Source organism: Pseudoalteromonas xiamenensis (genome assembly GCF_030994125.1).
GTDB classification, from domain to species: domain Bacteria; phylum Pseudomonadota; class Gammaproteobacteria; order Enterobacterales; family Alteromonadaceae; genus Pseudoalteromonas; species Pseudoalteromonas xiamenensis_B.
Genome location: NZ_CP099918.1, coordinates 346,327 through 362,751, shown reverse-complemented (window position 1 = coordinate 362,751; position 16,425 = coordinate 346,327). Strand labels below are relative to the sequence as shown.

Annotated in this window: 15 protein-coding genes; 7 read left to right on the top strand and 8 right to left on the bottom strand. The window is 44.0% G+C overall.

Annotation, left to right across the window (positions count from 1 at the left end; translation table 11 throughout):
* Positions 1-219: 219 nt before the first annotated feature.
* Positions 220-2,916 carry a choice-of-anchor B family protein gene (locus tag NI389_RS18710; RefSeq protein WP_308362991.1) on the bottom strand — a complete coding sequence of 899 codons (2,697 nt, stop codon included), beginning with the start codon at positions 2,914-2,916 and terminating at the stop codon, positions 220-222.
* Positions 2,917-2,998: 82 nt separating this feature from the next.
* On the opposite strand from NI389_RS18710, the gene NI389_RS18705 reads away from it, so the two are divergent.
* Genes NI389_RS18705 through NI389_RS18695 form a run of 3 tightly spaced genes read left to right on the top strand, consistent with a single transcriptional unit; the run spans position 2,999 to position 5,391 of the window.
* Positions 2,999-3,733: an MbnP family copper-binding protein gene (locus NI389_RS18705; RefSeq protein ID WP_308362988.1), complete on the top strand. Its 735-nt coding sequence runs from the start codon at positions 2,999-3,001 to the stop codon at positions 3,731-3,733.
* Entirely contained in the window at positions 3,726-4,892 is a 1,167-nt protein-coding gene (locus tag NI389_RS18700; protein WP_308362986.1) for an MbnH family di-heme enzyme, read from the top strand. Before NI389_RS18705 ends, NI389_RS18700 begins: the two co-directional genes overlap by 8 nt.
* A 55-nt stretch (positions 4,893-4,947) precedes the next feature.
* On the top strand, positions 4,948-5,391 hold the full coding sequence (locus tag NI389_RS18695; protein ID WP_308362984.1) for a GNAT family N-acetyltransferase: 444 nt from the start codon (positions 4,948-4,950) through the stop codon (positions 5,389-5,391).
* On the opposite strand, the gene NI389_RS18690 is transcribed toward NI389_RS18695, so the two are convergent.
* The gene (locus NI389_RS18690) at positions 5,380-6,240 is read right to left on the bottom strand and encodes an EamA family transporter (protein WP_308362982.1); all 861 of its coding nucleotides are present in this window, start codon (positions 6,238-6,240) and stop codon (positions 5,380-5,382) included. The genes NI389_RS18695 and NI389_RS18690 overlap by 12 nt on opposite strands.
* A 278-nt stretch (positions 6,241-6,518) precedes the next feature.
* Between NI389_RS18690 and NI389_RS18685 the strand changes: the two genes are divergently transcribed.
* The gene (locus tag NI389_RS18685; RefSeq protein ID WP_308363485.1) at positions 6,519-7,082 is read left to right on the top strand and encodes a lipid-binding SYLF domain-containing protein; all 564 of its coding nucleotides are present in this window, start codon (positions 6,519-6,521) and stop codon (positions 7,080-7,082) included.
* A 44-nt stretch (positions 7,083-7,126) separates the two neighbouring features.
* On the opposite strand, the gene NI389_RS18680 is transcribed toward NI389_RS18685, so the two are convergent.
* The 3 genes from NI389_RS18680 to NI389_RS18670 are packed head-to-tail and all read right to left on the bottom strand — an operon-like array spanning position 7,127 to position 8,611.
* Positions 7,127-7,480: a HopJ type III effector protein gene (locus NI389_RS18680; RefSeq protein ID WP_308362980.1), complete on the bottom strand. Its 354-nt coding sequence runs from the start codon at positions 7,478-7,480 to the stop codon at positions 7,127-7,129.
* A complete protein-coding gene (locus NI389_RS18675; protein ID WP_308362978.1) occupies positions 7,434-8,039 on the bottom strand; it encodes an FMN-binding negative transcriptional regulator in 606 nt (201 codons plus the stop codon). Before NI389_RS18675 ends, NI389_RS18680 begins: the two co-directional genes overlap by 47 nt.
* Positions 8,036-8,611 carry a GNAT family N-acetyltransferase gene (locus tag NI389_RS18670; protein ID WP_308362976.1) on the bottom strand — a complete coding sequence of 192 codons (576 nt, stop codon included), beginning with the start codon at positions 8,609-8,611 and terminating at the stop codon, positions 8,036-8,038. Before NI389_RS18670 ends, NI389_RS18675 begins: the two co-directional genes overlap by 4 nt.
* A 103-nt stretch (positions 8,612-8,714) precedes the next feature.
* Here NI389_RS18670 and pdxR point away from each other — a divergent pair, with 103 nt between their 5' ends.
* A complete protein-coding gene (gene pdxR, locus NI389_RS18665) occupies positions 8,715-10,127 on the top strand; it encodes a MocR-like pyridoxine biosynthesis transcription factor PdxR (protein WP_308362974.1) in 1,413 nt (470 codons plus the stop codon).
* Between the two features lie 110 nt (positions 10,128-10,237).
* Here pdxR and NI389_RS18660 read toward each other — a convergent pair whose 3' ends face one another.
* The 3 genes from NI389_RS18660 to NI389_RS18650 all read right to left on the bottom strand — a co-directional run bounded on the left by NI389_RS18660 (position 10,238) and on the right by NI389_RS18650 (position 13,371).
* Positions 10,238-11,395, bottom strand: a complete 1,158-nt coding sequence (locus NI389_RS18660) for a type III PLP-dependent enzyme (protein WP_308363484.1) — start codon at positions 11,393-11,395, stop codon at positions 10,238-10,240.
* Between the two features lie 424 nt (positions 11,396-11,819).
* The gene (ykgO, locus tag NI389_RS18655) at positions 11,820-11,960 is read right to left on the bottom strand and encodes a type B 50S ribosomal protein L36 (RefSeq protein WP_208845024.1); all 141 of its coding nucleotides are present in this window, start codon (positions 11,958-11,960) and stop codon (positions 11,820-11,822) included.
* A 136-nt stretch (positions 11,961-12,096) separates the two neighbouring features.
* Positions 12,097-13,371: a Xaa-Pro dipeptidase gene (locus NI389_RS18650; protein WP_308362970.1), complete on the bottom strand. Its 1,275-nt coding sequence runs from the start codon at positions 13,369-13,371 to the stop codon at positions 12,097-12,099.
* Between the two features lie 268 nt (positions 13,372-13,639).
* Between NI389_RS18650 and NI389_RS18645 the strand changes: the two genes are divergently transcribed.
* A complete protein-coding gene (locus NI389_RS18645) occupies positions 13,640-15,487 on the top strand; it encodes a S8 family peptidase (RefSeq protein ID WP_308362968.1) in 1,848 nt (615 codons plus the stop codon).
* Between the two features lie 252 nt (positions 15,488-15,739).
* Positions 15,740-16,396, top strand: coding sequence for a hypothetical protein (locus NI389_RS18640; RefSeq protein WP_308362965.1), 657 nt, complete (start codon positions 15,740-15,742; stop codon positions 16,394-16,396).
* The last annotated feature ends 29 nt before the right edge of the window (positions 16,397-16,425 follow it).

Below are 16,425 nucleotides of genomic sequence, written 5' to 3'. Positions count from 1 at the left end.
TTAGCGCCAAAAAATGCCAATTAAAGAATCTTAAATTGTAAGAATTATGTGATTAAAAATTATTAAATATGATATACATCATGTTGTTATACCTAACTTGATGTAAGGTAAAACACAAATGGATTTTTAGGATGAAATCATTTCTTGATACTGTTCACTGCCGCGCAGGCCACTTAGAAAATGGGCCGTTCCCATTTTCTAATGTTAAAAACACAATCCTTAATTTTTATTTCTCCCTTTAAGCATCAATAACATGAGCACCAAAAGAGAATATACGCTGCCTCCAGAGGAGTTCGATGGGGCAGTAACTGGAGTTGTTGTCGCGGGTTCCGTGACTTTTACGGTAATTGCTTGTTCTGTTGATTTGCCTCGCTCGTCGGTTGCGGTGAGTAAAAAGCGAAGCTCTCCGGCGATGTCGGGTGCTTGGAAATTTATTGAGGCATTAGCAGGATCGCTGATGGTGACGAGTGTGCCCGATGTTTGCGTCCAGTTGAGGGTTACCGCATCGTTATTTGCGTCTGTTACGTTTGCCGACACTTGGATGACTTGTCGAGTATTCACTTCAACGATTTGTGTGAGGTAAATTTCAGGAGCAACGTTTGATTCGTCATCGAGTATTTGCACCGACAGTTGTTTATTTGTCCCCAGAGCGTCACCTGAAAGGGTGAATTGATACTGATGGTCAGCGTTAGCGGTTGTGTTATCGATGGTTTGGAAAGTTAAGACTTTGTTGGCCGTTTCTCCGTTCTGCCAATGAAGTTCACCTTTGAGGGCTCCCGCAATCGCACCTGCCGCTTCGTCTTCGAACGCGTACTGCACGATTAAATCGCCTTCCGTACCATTAATCCGTTTTATTTCAATATTAAAGGCACCCTTGTTTTCCACTACCCGCACAGCCTGTGAGTGTATATCTGCGTAACCAGCCTTGCTCGGTTGTTCGCCAAAATTCACTCGCGCTACGTGACTGGTGAGTGTGGCTCCGCCTTGAACATTGTGAAGCCGCACAAATACGGATTTATTAAATGCCGAATGAGCGGTAAGGATGGGGAATGAAATGGATTTACTATTCGTGTCCAAAGCAGCCCAAGTTAAGGTGCCTGACGTTGGTGTAAAATCGGTTGCGGTGGCATTACCGGCCAACACATCATAATCCACACTGATGGCGCCGCTGCTACCTTGGATACGCTGAATTTCTATTGTGGCTTGTGTTGCCGTTGGCTCCAATTGCAGAATTGGTTGGGCTACTTTTAGCGTGCCTGAGGCGCTGGTTTTTGTCTGATCTCGAAGTATGTAAAGGCCACTGTTGATGTCGCTGACGAGAATCAGACCGGAAGGTAAGTACGGATAAGTACCCCAAGCACCATTAAATTGCGCGCCATCGCTGTTTGGAAACGTATCAAAAAATCCGATTTGCTGTGGTGAAGTCGGATTTGTTATATCTAATACGGTAAGGCCTCGTTGGTAATTCGACATATAGTAACGGTTACCTTTTACAAAGCCATTGTGGTCAATCGCAGATGTTGGTCCTTGCCATTCTTTCACTAAGATGGGATTGGTCAACACCGAGACATCAAAAACCCGTAAGGTGGTGTTAAATCCGTGGCTAAGTTCGTCCACTTCATCATGAACAAAGAGGTACTGTCCGTCTTCGCTCCACCAGCCAGAATGCACATACTCGGCATTTTGGTATTTAGCCTGAGCAAGTTCAACGTGTTGCGTTTTGTCGGTGATATCCCATAAGCGGACTTCTTCTTCGTTAAAATCAACGAAGACTTCGCACCCTAAACCGTTGGTGTTTTGGCAATCTCGAGACGCGCGAGAATCACGAACCCAAAAAGATACCGCATCGTGTGTGTAATCTGAACGTGTAGTGGCCCTATTTGGACTTGCAAGAGAAAGTGAACGAGGGGACGCGAGTGAAATGTTGCGGTATGCCCCTCCTGATACGTTCTCCCCGACTAAATGCAATGTAGGAGTTTGTTGGTTCAGCGCGATATTTAGACTGTAATCCACATTAGACACATACACGTTGTGCGCGCGCCCTGAGATCAGGTCATTTTTAACTAAACGAATGGAATTGGGTAAGTTTGATAGGTCGATGATCATCACTCCATCGGCCCCGTTTTCTGAGGTGACGTAAGCGTAGGCTTGCCAACGCTTTTGTGTATCTGAGTAAAATTGATAGACCTTGATGTCACGCCAAGTTGTGCTTTTGCCCTTGATAAAACCGACTTCGGTTGGGTTTTCTGGTTGTGATAGATTGACAACAGCGACCCCGTTGTAGAAGCCCATGATGGCGTATTCTGTGTTGTCGTTTAAGTCAACGTGTCCCCAAATGTCGTTACCTGCGGCGCTCGATTGAGAAAACGCAGAAAGCGGCATGTGAGCGACTAAATCAATGTTTGAGCACGCGAATGCGCCCGCTGTTCCATTAACACAAGCAGTTTGAGAATGTGTTTGATTCAGTTCAATTTGGTTACGTTTTAATTTCTCGAAGTCTGTTTGATAACGTGATAGGCCATCCTGAATGATATGAAAGCCTTTGTTGTAGAGAGTGTTTTTTAACTCATTCGGCACGCCATAAAGCGTTGTTGTGTGTATGGATGGTGCTTGATTTAAAAAGTGGTCAAAACGATTGAAACCGCCTAAAACAGGGACCATATCACTGGTTAATGCCAACAATTCTGCACTGCTGCTCACGGTATAGTTTCCCTCGGCAACGAGTACTTTATCGCCCTTTTTGGCTTGTTTGACTGCATACTCGATGCTTTTGCAAGGACGTACAGGTGTATCGCATCGTCCTTTGTCACTGCCATCCGCAGCAACAAATCGTGCTTTGTCATGCTCGGCATGAGCAAACGTTGTACCGCTAAAAATACTACAACAGATTAAAAATGATGATAAAGTAAGCTTCATCGTTTTCTCCAAGCGAATGTGCATCCTGTCATGCACCTGCATAACATCGTCGTAATACACAATATAGGAACACAATACTAACTTGAAAAGAAATTTCCTGTATACATTCTATTCATCCTTGTTGAGTGTGGGTCTTTTAGGGTGTTTACCAAATGAAACGTCAGTCCTATCCATTCGCCCAGTTTGGGGAAACACTGCAGCACCAATTTTATTGTGCCAGTCAAATAACTCGGCAGCGCTTAACGTAGAACAACTACAATTTTACCTGTCTGATTTCTATTTAAATGGTCAACGCCTCACTCTTGTTGACAATGGAATAGAGCAGAATGCGGATGTCGTGTTGGTCGGCGGTGATTGCTCACAAAGCCATTGGCGTGTTGAAATTGAAGGGCATCTCCCAAAGGGGATATTGAGTTTTACCTTGGGTGTACCGTTTGAATTAAACCACCGCAACCCATTAACGCAGGCTTCACCGCTGAATGTGCCTGAAATGTTTTGGACATGGCAGCAGGGACACAAATTCTTGCGTTTAGACTTAAAGCAGCAAAATGAAGGTTGGGAATTTCACTTAGGTTCAATTGGGTGTCAGTCGGCAAGCGTCATGCGTTCGCCAACACAACCTTGTGTTCAAGCCAATCGTTATCAGTATTCCGTTGAGTTAAACGAGAGTCATGTTGTGGAGTTTGATCTGAACGCATTACTTGGCGGTCTCGATTTGACTACTTTGCCTGATTGCATGGGCGATCCTGAGCAGCAAGGATGTAAAACAGTAATGCCGCGGCTTAACTTGCCACTTTTTAGAGGTGAGCATGAGTAAAAAGAAGGCATGTGTGCTTGCATTGTTTGGATTGCTGCCTCTCGTAGGTTGGTTTGTGTATAGCACATTTATTGCCATGCCGAAGGAGTATACGTGGTCAATCCCGACGGGCTTTCCAAAACCCTTGGTGCACGAAGGCAATCCAATGTCTGAGGCAAAGGTTTCGCTTGGTCGATATTTATTTTATGACCAAGCGCTGTCAGGTAACGGTACGCAAAGTTGTGCTAGTTGCCATCAGCAAGCTTATGCCTTTGCTGAAAATCGCAAGGTATCTGTTGGCTCAACTGGGCAGGCTCATACGCGGAATGCCTTGGCTCTTGTGAACGTGGCGTACAATAAAACGTTAACTTGGAGTCATCCATTCCTAACAGACATTGAAGCGCAGCTACTGATCCCGATGTTTGGGCAAAGACCTATTGAAATGGGGATCACAGGCAATGAAGCCTCCATTCTGAAACACTTTCGACAAGGTGATTATCCCAGTAAATTCAAAGCGGCATTTGGGAGTGAAGAGGTGTCGTTCAATCGTATCGTGCAAGCACTCGCCGCGTTTGTACGAAGTTTGATATCGTTGTCGAGTCCATTTGACCGTTACGCTTATAGTGGGGATGATAATGCGTTGACCGAACAACAAATCAAAGGTATGAACCTCTTTTTCTCTGAGCGTTTAGAGTGCCATCATTGTCATGGTGGTTTTAATTTTACCCAATCAACAACCCATGAAAATCAGCCGATTAACCGTTTTGCGTTTCACAATACAGGGTTGTATTACACCGACCAGCCTAATTTTAACCACAAAGGTTATCCCCAATATGACCGGGGCATGATTGATGTCACGCTGAACTTGGGGGATGAAGGCAGATTTAGAGCGCCGACGCTCAGAAATGTCGAATTAACAGCACCCTACATGCATGATGGTAGTATCGCGACCCTATCAGATGTGATTGACTTCTATGCGGCTGGCGGGCGAAATATTGAGTCGGGTCCGTTAGCGGGAGATGGCAGGCTTCATCCAAATAAAAGTTTGTTTGTAAAGGGCTTTGTATTAAGCAACGACGAAAAACAGGCCTTACTCGCGTTTTTGCACAGCTTGACCGACAACGACTTTGTGACGAATGAAAAATATTCTGATCCACGGACGTCAAAAAATAAAAATTAGGCAATCTGACGAATAAGTATGCTCTACCGTAAACCTCATCAGGAATAGGTCTATTATGCACAATGAGTTTGAAATAAAGTCTGCAACACTTGAGCATGTCTTAGAAGTCGAGGCTCAAATCCCAGAATTTGGTGCACCAAAGAAAGCGACTGATCTTCAAAAGCGAATAGCAAATGCGAAGATGCTGCCGCTAGTTGCCTATCATCGAGGTAAGCCTATTGCGTACAAACTGGGTTATGCCTTGAATGACGAAACATTTTATTCTTGGCTTGGCGCGGTTGTTCCGGCGTATCGTGGGAAAGGGATTGCTCGTGCGCTACTGTTGAGGCAAGAAGCGTGGTGTGAAGCCGAAGGATTTAGCGCAATTGAAGTGAAAACCATGAACCAATTCAAAGCAATGCTTCAATTGTTGATAAGTCATGACTATCAAATAGTGAGCGTGAAAGAAAACACGGATCCTCACCTAGTAAAGATCCGCTGTCGTAAACTATTGTGCTGAAATACGACGTTTTTGCCAGTAAGTATCAATGAGCAGCGCCAACAGAATAACCGCACTTCCCAGCGATAAGCGCAAGGGGTCGCTTGGTTTACTCCAGATAATGACATTAACTAAAATGCCAGCGGGGATCAGTAAATTGTTCATGACTGCAAGCTGTCCCACAGACACAAGCGTAGCACCTTTGTTCCACATTAGGTAACCAAGGCCAGACGCGACAAGTCCTAAATAAACGATAACTCCCCATTGCAGTGATGTTTGGGGCAATTTATCGACATTGCAAAAGGCCACTAAACTGCACGAGGATACCAGTAGAGCACCAAGGAAAAACCAGCCAAAGCGCTCGCTATGCTTAATAGTGAGCTGGTTATCTAAGTGTTTATACATGACTTGGCCAGCAGCGAAGCACAAATTCGCACCTTGTACGATAGCGATGCCTTTCCAATAATTCAAATCGAGCGTCTGATAGCGAATGAGCACCGCGCCCAAGACAGCCAAAAGCGCAACAAGCAAATAACGCCAATGGAAGGTTTTTTCCATTAAATCGTTGATTAGAGTGATGTATATCGGGGTCATGACTGTAAAGAGTAATACCTCCGGAACGCTGAGATAGAGAAAAGATTGGTAGTAAAACCCGTACATTGCACCAATTTGAATTGCACCTACCAGCATCAATTTGAGTTTATGTGGTGTCGAGATTCGAGAGGGTCGTAGAAAAGGCAGTAAAACGAGAGTGGCAAGCAAAATGCGTGTCCATGCGGCAAACCATGCATCTACTTGGCCTGCGAGATAGACACCAATAAGGCTAAACGAAAATGCCCAAAGTAGGGTTATCGAAAATAAATACGTCATGGTCTTTGTGTTGTTATATGGCAGAAGTTGAATAGCACGCATTTTAGCGAGTTGTAGCGGATTTCACTATTGTTCGTAAAAAGCGATGATTCTCGTCGTTATAATGTGATTTTAATTTACTATTAAATCTCTAGAATAAGCCTTGTTCACACTTATCCCTTAAGTATACCCATGAACGATTAGCCACGCTTTTTGCGTGGCTTTTTTCTTTCTTGCTTATTCATCACACGCTTATGTTGCTTTGCTACACTCAATGCAAACCAATAAGGAGGTTTATGATGAAAACACTATTACAAATCGTGTCGCTCAGTTTTTTACTGACATTAACAGGCTGCGCAACGAGCGGTGATGCATCACCAGCTGAAAAACGCCAAGTGGTGCAAAGTATGAAAACGAATACCTTGAACCAACTTTATGCTCAAAAACCAGATGTGAGAAAGCAAATTCGCTCTGCACCAGGCTACGCCGTGTTCGATAATGCAAACGTAAATTTGCTGATTGCGAGTGTTGGTGGTGGCTATGGTGTGGTAACAAACAACAGTACTGGCCAGCAAACGTATATGAATATGGCCGAAGCGGGACTTGGTTTAGGCCTAGGCGCAAAAGACTTTAATATCGTGATGGTGTTTCACACCGATGCAGCTATGAAACGTTTTATTGAACATGGCTGGGCATTTGGTGGAAACGCGGATGCAGCCGCGAAACACGAAGATAAAGGTGTCGCTGTTGCTGCTGAGGCGGTCGTGGACGACGTAACGGTTTATTCGTTAACGGATACCGGCCTGGCACTTCAAGCGGTGCTAAAAGGTACTAAGTTTTGGGTAGATAAAGAACTTAATTAGCTTCCACTTTTGATACCCTAAAGAAAAATAGGCAGATCTTCTGCCTATTTTTTCATTAGTACGTTACTGTCGAATATAACGCGGTCCAATCCATGCTCACTGTTCATAAAATGACGGATATTCTGATGGCTCTGACTATCCTTATGAACAAGTACATCTTTGAAGTAATGTTCTGCAAAACAAGCTAATGTTTCGTCCTTGGTTAACTTATGCTGTTTTGCAAAAGCAAATACTTTGCATGATCCTAAATTAGTTCCTTTTTCATTGTCTAAGCCGTTATTGTGAAAACGAGCGGCTGTAAAATGATAATGCGCATCAATGGTTGCGATGACATCACTAAAAACAAGAAGTTCAGGCGATAATCTCAGCATCTCGAGTAGTTTTTTGAGTTCCAGCATGTTGCTCTTTTTTTGCTAGGAGCGCGTCTCGAATGGCGAGTTGATGCTCCGTTGATTTGTGCTGACTGAGTTTAAAGTGACCTTCAATAGAGTCAATGTCTATTGTGAAGACTTGAATTTGTTTCATCAGCATCGCTTGTTCTTCCAAACTCAACGAGTTTGCTTTCCAAGGTGAAGACTCGGTTTGCTCTACATGCTCAACTTGTTTCACCAGTTCATGCCACGCGAGCCTCGGATCCTTGATAGTGTTTAATGTACCTTTCACGATAACTTTTTTGTAATGCCATGTCGGCAAATATTGATTTGGCACCAAGTTCGGTGAAATGTAATCGTCTTCACCGCTAAACACGATAACAATATCTTGGCCATCTGCGTTAACAAGTGGGTTGTACGCCGCGACATGCCCACTGAGTTGTGTGCCCAATTCGTCCGGTTGAAGCGGGACGAAGACGACGTTTTGATGATGATCAACAATCGTAGCCAATGGAAACGCCAACATAACTTTGACAAGTTCATTTGGGTTCGTTTCAATAAACTGTCGTTTTGGGTAACGTTTCATAAACTCAGCTCCAATTTTTGTTTCGCGAGAGGCCAATCTTCATCAATGATGGCGAATTTGGCTGTACTGCGATATTCACCATTGGGCAACAGCCTATCTTTGCGCGCCAGTCCTTCAAACGTAGCGCCTACACGCGCAATCGCCTTTCGCGACTTTGAATTGTGTTCGTGCGTACGAAATTCAACACGTACCATCTCTAGCGTTTCAAAAGCGTGCTTGAGCATGAGGTATTTGGCATGCGTATTTACAAAAGAACGCTGCCATTTATCGGTAATAAATGTATGGCCAATTTCAATCGACCGATTTGCGGGGTCTAGGCGAAATAAACGAGTCGTGCCAACAACTTCGCCTGTTTGAGCAATCGTAGTGGCGAACACTAACTGCTCGTTTGGGTCGAATTGTGCCGTTGTTTGAAACCATGTTTTAAGCGTTTCGGGTGTTTTGCAGTAATTGCCAAATAGCCAGGTCCATACGGACGGGCCTTGTCCTGCTTCGAACAGGGAAGGCAAGTGTGATTCGTTTAGCGGCACGAGCTTGATTTTATCAGAGGTAAGTTCGAGTGCAGTCAGCATATTGGTTCCTTAAGCAGTAATTAGGTTGATTAAAATACGCCTTAATTGGTATAACTAAAATAACCAGAAATTTAAAAGTAACTAGACCAGAATGGTGGGTGTAATGATAGGCGGAACAACGCCAAAATATCAGTCGGTACAAGATGCGTTAAGAGAAGCTATTCGAGCGGGTCAATTTAAACCTAATGAAAAACTGGCTTCGGCCCGAGTTCTCGCTGAGTCTTTTCAAGTAAATAGACATACGATGATGCACGCGTTGCAACAACTCGTCGCTGAAGGGTGGTTGGTGAGTAAAGAGCGCAGTGGCTATTATGTCGAAGCAGATTTACCGATTGAACGGTCTTCAGGTGGTAAAACACTAAAAGCGTTTCGCACTGTGTCACCTTCATTTGCACTTAACCTTGCCAAGCCGACGACATCAGAGATCCATGATTTTGAATTTCACTTCGGCGGCGGGTTGCCAGATATCAGCATTTTTCCTTTCGATTCGTTCCGGCGTTCGCTATCGGTGATGTGTCGTCAAGCAAATGCTCATGCATTGCACTATGGTGAAATCACTGGCGTGCCGCTTTTGAAAGAACAAATTCTACACTATCTACGTCGCGCTCGGGGAGCGACGTTTGATGATGTTTTGGTGTGTAATGGTTCGCAGGAAGCCTTGTTTCTCATTGCTACGTTATTCATAAATCCTGGGGACAAAGTGGCGATTGAGGTACTCGGTTATCCACCAGCACGAAAAGTATTTGAATCATGCGGAGCACAGCTAGTAGGCATTCAGCAAGATAGGACCGGGATCTGTTTAGATCATCTAAAAAGGGTGCTGAGCGCAGGGCGCGTTAAGCTATTGTATTTAACTCCACTTCATCAGTACCCAACTACCGTAACATTGAGTGCAGCGAAAAGACTGGAAATTTATCAATTATGCTATGAGTATGGCGTGTTTATTGTTGAAGATGACTACGATCATGAGTTTCACTACGCGTGTCAGCCTTTAAAACCAATGGCGACAGACGATCCTGCCCAGATTGTCATTTACCTTTCAACGTTTTCAAAAGTGATGTTTGCGGGGACGCGAACAGGTTATCTATGCGCACCTCAACACATTCTTCATCCACTTATAGCGTTAAAACAATTAATGAATCATCGAAATGACGCGCTGACTCAACTATCAATTGGTCATTGGATGGCTGAAGGGCATTTTGAACGTCATTTACGGAAAATGACCAAAGCATATCGACTTCGTCGGGATGCGATGATCAATGTACTGAACGAGATAAAACATTCCGGCCACGTCATGAGTTTTGAAGTACCTGATGGGGGGATGGCGCTTTGGGTTGATATCATGCGTGAGTCATCAGAACTGAAAGAGAGAGCTTGGCAGCATAAAATATACATTCAAAGCGAGCGCGAATTCCATATAACTCCTCCGAATGTAGCAACGCACATTCGTCTTGGTTTCGCGGCGCAACCGGCAGAAAAAGCGCGTGCTGGTCTATTAAAACTATTTGATCTTTGACACAGAAGCGAACACTGTCTAGAAGAAGGGCCAATTAGTGTAATTCAATGATTTGCGTGAAAACAAAAAGAGCCCAAATTTGGGCTCAAACTGAAGGGATAAAGCGTTGTTTAAGCGGCAACGACTGCATTTATCTCGCAAGGGCCGTTAACGACGACAAAGTTAGCCTTACGGAAGAAGTTAAATTCAGTTGCCGACGCCCATGTATACGCACCCATTACGTGACCGATCACAATTTCGCCTACCGCTAAAGGAGGAAGCATGATGTCTTCACGGATCACATCGATGCTATCGCACGTTGGACCAGACAATACGCTTAGCTGTGGCTGGCCTGATGCGTACGGAAAGCTTAATGGGTAAACCATGTGGTCGTAAATTTGGCCTGAATAAGAACCGTATACACCATCATCAAGGTAGTACCACGTTTGCTCACCTCGTTGAGCAATGCCCATTACTGACGACACAGCTGTTACCGCTGGTGCACAAATATAACGGCCAGGTTCTGCTAACACCCGAATATGCTCAGGTAATAGCGCCAGTTGCTCACGGATCGGTGTACAATATTCGACGATGTCAATTGGATTACCATCGTAACTCACTGGGAATCCACCACCAATGTCCAACGTAGAAAGTGTTACGCCGAATTGAGCTGCTTCACGAATAATGTGATTACATGCCGCGACCGCATTACTGTGACGCACAGGGTTTACGGCTTGTGAACCCACGTGGAACGACAAACCAATCACATTCAAACCAAGTTCTTTCGCTTTGCAAAGTAAGCCAATAGCTTCTTCTTGACGGCAACCAAACTTTTTCGATAAATCGATTTTTGTGTCAGGATTTCTAAAGCTAACGCGAAGCAAAAGCTGGGTAACGTCTTTGTAAGCGACAAATTTTTCGAGTTCAACAATGTTGTCCACAACAAACGTACTACAACCATAGTCTAGGGCATAACGAATGTCGCTATCGCGTTTGATTGGATGACTGTGTATGCAACGTTCTGGGTCAACGCCGACATTGCGGACTAAGTCCACTTCACCATTGGTCGCAAGATCAAAATAGCCATTTAAGTCTTTCAATATTGCAACAACGGCGTCATGTGGCAGTGGTTTTAATGCATAATGAAGGGCTACACCTGGAAGCGCCTGCTGCAGCGACAAATACTGCTTTCGGATTGCATCGCCATCTAAAACAAGCAGTGGCGAACCGTGTTCAGAAACAAGTTTACGGTAATCTGTTTGATTTGCATTCAATGCGCTCAATTCCATAAAGTGTGTGGTTACCTCTTCAGTTAGGTTTAATAATCTATTTGCGCGCATTATGCACTCGATGAATTTAAATGCAATAAAATTAAATAATATTTCAACGATAAGATCTTATTTTCACGACAAGTGAATTTGATTGAACGTAGTCATTTTATTCAACTGCTTTTCTGCAAGGTGTAGCTAGGTGATGAGAACAAGCTAAGTTTTTGTAAATCAATAGATTGCAATTAGTTTTGACGTAGTAATTCGGTAGAAGGCTATGTGGAAAATATATGGCTTTTCCATTAGTCGTGGCTGGACATCGTTCTCTCAAAAAGTAATGAAGTAATTTCCCACACAAATTTCATTTCGGAACCTGTGCACATAGCTGAAAAAAGGCGGCTTGCGCCGCCTTGGAAGGTTGGGCTATAGAGCCCCCTAGATGAACTTATGCTCGTTTTTTTGACTTGCCTTGCACGGCTTTAAAACGAGGATTTGTTTTACAAATAACAAAAATTCTTCCACGTCGTTTGACGACTTGGCATCCAGGACGTGACTTAGCACTTTTAAGCGAGCTCAATACTTTCATAACAACCTCAGAATAGTTTAGATATGTTATACTATAACAAAGCGTGGTCGTTTGCTAGTTAAAAAGTGTTCAATGACGCTTGGTTCGGCTACAAAATATTCAAATTAGTAAAAGGGTAGCTGTGCTACCCGCCTTTTTACAGCTTGTTTATTTCAATTTTGCCGTCTTTCATAACAAACGTAACGTTTTCAAGTGTGTCGATTTGTTTGAGTGGATTACCTTTGACCGCGATTACGTCGGCCAATTTGCCGGCTTCTAAAGATCCCAAGTTATCTTGCTGTTTAAGCAGCGTTGCGGAGTTGATGGTTGCGGCTTGAATAGCTTGTAATTCGGTCATGCCAAACTTAACCATGCGGCTAAATTGCTTACCATTATCACCGTGAGGATAAACACCCGCATCAGAGCCAAACACCATATTTACGCCAGCTTTGACGGCCTTGCGGAAACTGTCTCTTTGTTTTGTGCCCACAACACGTTCTTTATCTAGGCTTTCAGCTAAAATACCCGCTTTTTCACCTTCACCCAGAATGTATTCCGTATTGTAGATGTCCATTGAGAAGTAAGTGCCCTTTTTCTTCGCCATTAAGATAGCGTCGTCATCTAAAAAGGATACGTGTTCAACAGAGTCAACCCCGGCTTTAATTGCTGATTTGATACCATCGGTGCCATGGGCATGCGCAGCCACGGTTAAGCCGCGCAAGTGTGCTTCTGACACCAGTGCTTCCATTTCCTCAAGCGAATATTGCTGTGCGCCGACTTTCGTACCTTTTGATAATACGCCACCCGTTGCGCAGTATTTAATAACATCAACGCCGTATTTTATGTTCTCACGAACTTTTGCGCGTACAGCCCACGGACCATCTGCTACACCTTCTGCAATGACTTTATGTTCGTGTGTGAGCAAGTTATCGTCGCAGTGACCACCAGTGATCCCAAGCGCTGGACCTGATGCGAAAATGCGAGGTCCAGGTACATCGCCATCATAAATAGCATCGCGGAGCGCGATGTCAGAGTATCCTGCTGCGCCTAAATTTCTTACTGAAGTGAAGCCTGCTTCCAATGTCCGTTTTGCGTTACGTACGCCTGTGATAGCTTGTCTTTGAGTCGTGCGTTGTAATCGTTTGTAGCCATGCACATGGGCGTCACCTGTCAGATGTACGTGCATATCGAACAAACCGGGTAATAAAGTATGCCCGGATAAATCAACCACAGTCGCGTCGGCTGGCAAGGCTTTTTTATTCGATTTAGCCAAACTGACAATTTTGTTGTCTTCAATGACAAGCGTTGCTGGCTGAATCAGTTTACCTGTTTTAACATCGAGTGCTGCATCGGCATTCAGTATAAAGGTTTGAGCAAAGGAATAGGATGATAATCCTGCCAAAGAAAGCGCAAGTAAAGTACGTTTGAACATGACTAACCTTAATTCTAGTTGTTTGTCTTTGAGTGTTGATGTTTCGTATTGAGAACGCAATCCTAATGCGTCTAAAACGCGATAAAGGTGAGGAAAATGGCGTTAACATGCGGCTTGTGTCGTTTATCGGTATACTGTATTCCAGAAACACGAAACAGTCTAAACACTAAATTCGTCTTAGTTATAATTAAAATTCAAGACAACGTATATTAAAACCGACAACATGACCTAGGCTTGGAGCGCTTTCAAATCATCTAAGGAGAGATAAATGAAACGCGGACAAAGACACTTGCTTTACCCTGTTGCGTTGTTACTCGCATCGTCTTCCGGTGCAATCGCTAAGACAAATCAACATGCTGCAGTAAACGATAGGTATATCGTTGTTCTTAAGCATGTTAAGGAACACCGTCACCAAGAATCCCAAATGCTCACCACGATGATGTCCAACAAATTGGAGCGTCGTTTAGGTATCGCTGTGTCGAGGACATTTTCAGGGGAGTTTAACGCGCTGGTCGTCACGGCAACACAACAACAGGTTAAGCAGTTAAGAGCTGACCCCAGTATTGCTTACATTGAAAAAGACAGGAAAATCCAGGTAGCACCAATGAAATCAGAGGCTTTGTTGGACTCACCTAGTTGGGGATTAGATCGAATAGATCAGCGCAATTTACCTTTAAATGGCACCTTTAATTATGTCGAAACAGGTCGAGGCATCTCGGCATATATAATTGATACAGGTATTAATGTCGGGCATGACGAGTTTCAAGGTCGCGCTGCGCATGGATATGATTTTGTTGATAATGACAACGACGCAAGTGACTGTAATGGACATGGTACGCACGTAGCGGGAACGATTGGAGCACGCAATTATGGCGTTGCAAAAGCCGCCAACCTGGTTGGCGTGCGTGTTTTAGATTGTTCGGGCAGTGGTTCCTATTCTGATGTCATTGCTGGAATTGATTGGGTAAAACAACACGCGAACCGACCAGCGGTAGCCAATATGAGTCTTGGCGGCGGCATTTCGCAAGCGATCGACGATGCGGTAAATGCGGCCGTTCGTTCAGGTATCAGCTTTATCGTTGCGGCAGGCAACGATAATGATTTAGCGTGCAATTATTCGCCAGCTAGAGCACAAGAGGCGATAACGGTTGGAGCTAGCACTCGCCTCGATAAGCGAGCTGAATATTCTAATTTTGGTGGTTGCGTTGACGTGTTTGCACCAGGCAGCGATATCACGTCTACTTGGATAGGGTCTTCAACGGCGACTCACGTTATTAGTGGTACATCGATGGCCGCACCACATGTTGCTGGAGCGGCAGCACTGCTTCTTGAAAGTAAGCCTGAATTGTCACCGCCGGAAATTAAAGCAGAACTGATTCGCAGAAGTTCGAAAAATAAATTAACCGATCTAAAAGTAAATTCGCCGAATCATCTGTTATTTTCGTTTGATGGTGAAACACCGGATCAAGATGCACCAATACCTGAGTTAGCACTTAATAATGGCATTTCGGTAAGTGGCTTGCGCGATACGCAGCAGGTCTACAAGTTTACCTTAACCAAACAAGAGCCTTCGTTGCAGGTTTTGCTAACAGGAGGAAATGGCGATGCAGATCTTTATGTGAGGCAAGGAATGAAGCCGACGATAACCGACTATGACTGCCGACCTTTTCAATCCGGAAACAATGAGAGTTGTGAATTTGCGAATCCGCAGCAAGGTGAATGGTATGTCATGCTAAATGCCTATCAAGGATACAGCGGAGCAATATTAAAAGCGCTGGTGGGAAGTCGAACAGACGTATGCAAAGGGCTGTGCTTGCAAAATGGCATCCCGGTTACGGACCTTGCCGGCGGGCTGAACTCAGATATACGTTATAGCTTTGATGTGCCGCCCAATACGACTGTTTCAATTAACACTTCAGGAGGAACAGGCGATGTAGACCTCTTTGTGCGAATGAACAAACCGCCAACAACCGGACTTTATGATTGCCGTCCTTTTGAAACGGGTAACCGTGAACAATGTGTGCTGGACAGCAAAACGGGAGGTGTTATGCATATTTTATTGCGAGGCCAAGCTCGATACAGTGGGGTTACGTTGCAAGGAAATTACGTTCAATAGAATATATATAACTCGTTGTTACTCCTTTAATTAATTTGTAGTTAATATGTAATTTACTGATTTATAAGGCTCAAAATTTATTGAGCCTTTATTCGTATTTTTTATTTTGGACTCGCTAAAGAAACAAAACTTGTTACATTTTTCCTAAGCAAGGTCGATAAGTTGGGGACTAATATTGATGTAACTACAACAATGTTGTGCGTCAATAGCCAATTCGACAAACCTGAATTTATAGGGTTCAAAGGATAAAATATGAAGGCAAGTGTGCTCGCCAAATTTGGATTGCTGTTAATGATGAGTCTATCAATTAACGTGCAAAGCCAAACGGTCAATGATAAATCTCCACTCGGTATCAACGTAACGGGTATTAATTATTGGTCAAGTCAGTGGATGCTGATTGATGTAATGAAGCAGGCATCGGATGGTCAAGGCCACCTCTGGGCACCAGGTAATAGCTCGACATGGCATACTGGCGAATACGACAAATTGGATTTGGACGACCAAGGTTGGCCAAAATCGCTGCCAAAGGAAGACGATCAAACCGTTCAATATCGTTACTTAACCAGTATTATTTTTGGAGATAACCATCATGCACCTACAGGACGTTATGTGGTGTTATACGATGGTGAGGGGACACTCGAATACATAGGGGCGAGCAAAATAACTTCACTGTCTAGTCCTGGTCGTGACATCCTCAATTTGCCAAAAGACAGCGCTCTGATGGTGCGTATCACGCAAACCGATCCAGAAAACAAAGGTAATTATCTTCGTAATATTCGCATTATTTCACCGGGGGGATTTGTAACCGTGATGCGTTCCACTTTGCAAATAGCCCTAGCGATTGCGAAGCTACATTTACTCCTTTTGAATACCTATACCAAACGCAAACATTCCACCCGTTGTTTTTAGAAGACATTAAGCGCTTTGGCTCGTTACGC

What these genes read in the sequence shown, in the direction of transcription:
- NI389_RS18710 (WP_308362991.1), bottom strand. Translation starts at nt 2,916, where the DNA reads ATGAAGCTTACTTTATCATCATTTTTAATCTGTTGTAGTATTTTTAGC.
- NI389_RS18700 (WP_308362986.1), top strand. Translation starts at nt 3,726, where the DNA reads ATGAGTAAAAAGAAGGCATGTGTGCTTGCATTGTTTGGATTGCTGCCT.
- NI389_RS18695 (WP_308362984.1), top strand. Translation starts at nt 4,948, where the DNA reads ATGCACAATGAGTTTGAAATAAAGTCTGCAACACTTGAGCATGTCTTA.
- NI389_RS18690 (WP_308362982.1), bottom strand. Translation starts at nt 6,240, where the DNA reads ATGACGTATTTATTTTCGATAACCCTACTTTGGGCATTTTCGTTTAGC.
- NI389_RS18685 (WP_308363485.1), top strand. Translation starts at nt 6,519, where the DNA reads ATGAAAACACTATTACAAATCGTGTCGCTCAGTTTTTTACTGACATTA.
- NI389_RS18680 (WP_308362980.1), bottom strand. Translation starts at nt 7,480, where the DNA reads ATGCTGGAACTCAAAAAACTACTCGAGATGCTGAGATTATCGCCTGAA.
- NI389_RS18675 (WP_308362978.1), bottom strand. Translation starts at nt 8,039, where the DNA reads ATGAAACGTTACCCAAAACGACAGTTTATTGAAACGAACCCAAATGAA.
- NI389_RS18670 (WP_308362976.1), bottom strand. Translation starts at nt 8,611, where the DNA reads ATGCTGACTGCACTCGAACTTACCTCTGATAAAATCAAGCTCGTGCCG.
- pdxR (WP_308362974.1), top strand. Translation starts at nt 8,715, where the DNA reads ATGATAGGCGGAACAACGCCAAAATATCAGTCGGTACAAGATGCGTTA.
- NI389_RS18660 (WP_308363484.1), bottom strand. Translation starts at nt 11,395, where the DNA reads ATGGAATTGAGCGCATTGAATGCAAATCAAACAGATTACCGTAAACTT.
- ykgO (WP_208845024.1), bottom strand. Translation starts at nt 11,960, where the DNA reads ATGAAAGTATTGAGCTCGCTTAAAAGTGCTAAGTCACGTCCTGGATGC.
- NI389_RS18650 (WP_308362970.1), bottom strand. Translation starts at nt 13,371, where the DNA reads ATGTTCAAACGTACTTTACTTGCGCTTTCTTTGGCAGGATTATCATCC.
- NI389_RS18645 (WP_308362968.1), top strand. Translation starts at nt 13,640, where the DNA reads ATGAAACGCGGACAAAGACACTTGCTTTACCCTGTTGCGTTGTTACTC.
- NI389_RS18640 (WP_308362965.1), top strand. Translation starts at nt 15,740, where the DNA reads ATGAAGGCAAGTGTGCTCGCCAAATTTGGATTGCTGTTAATGATGAGT.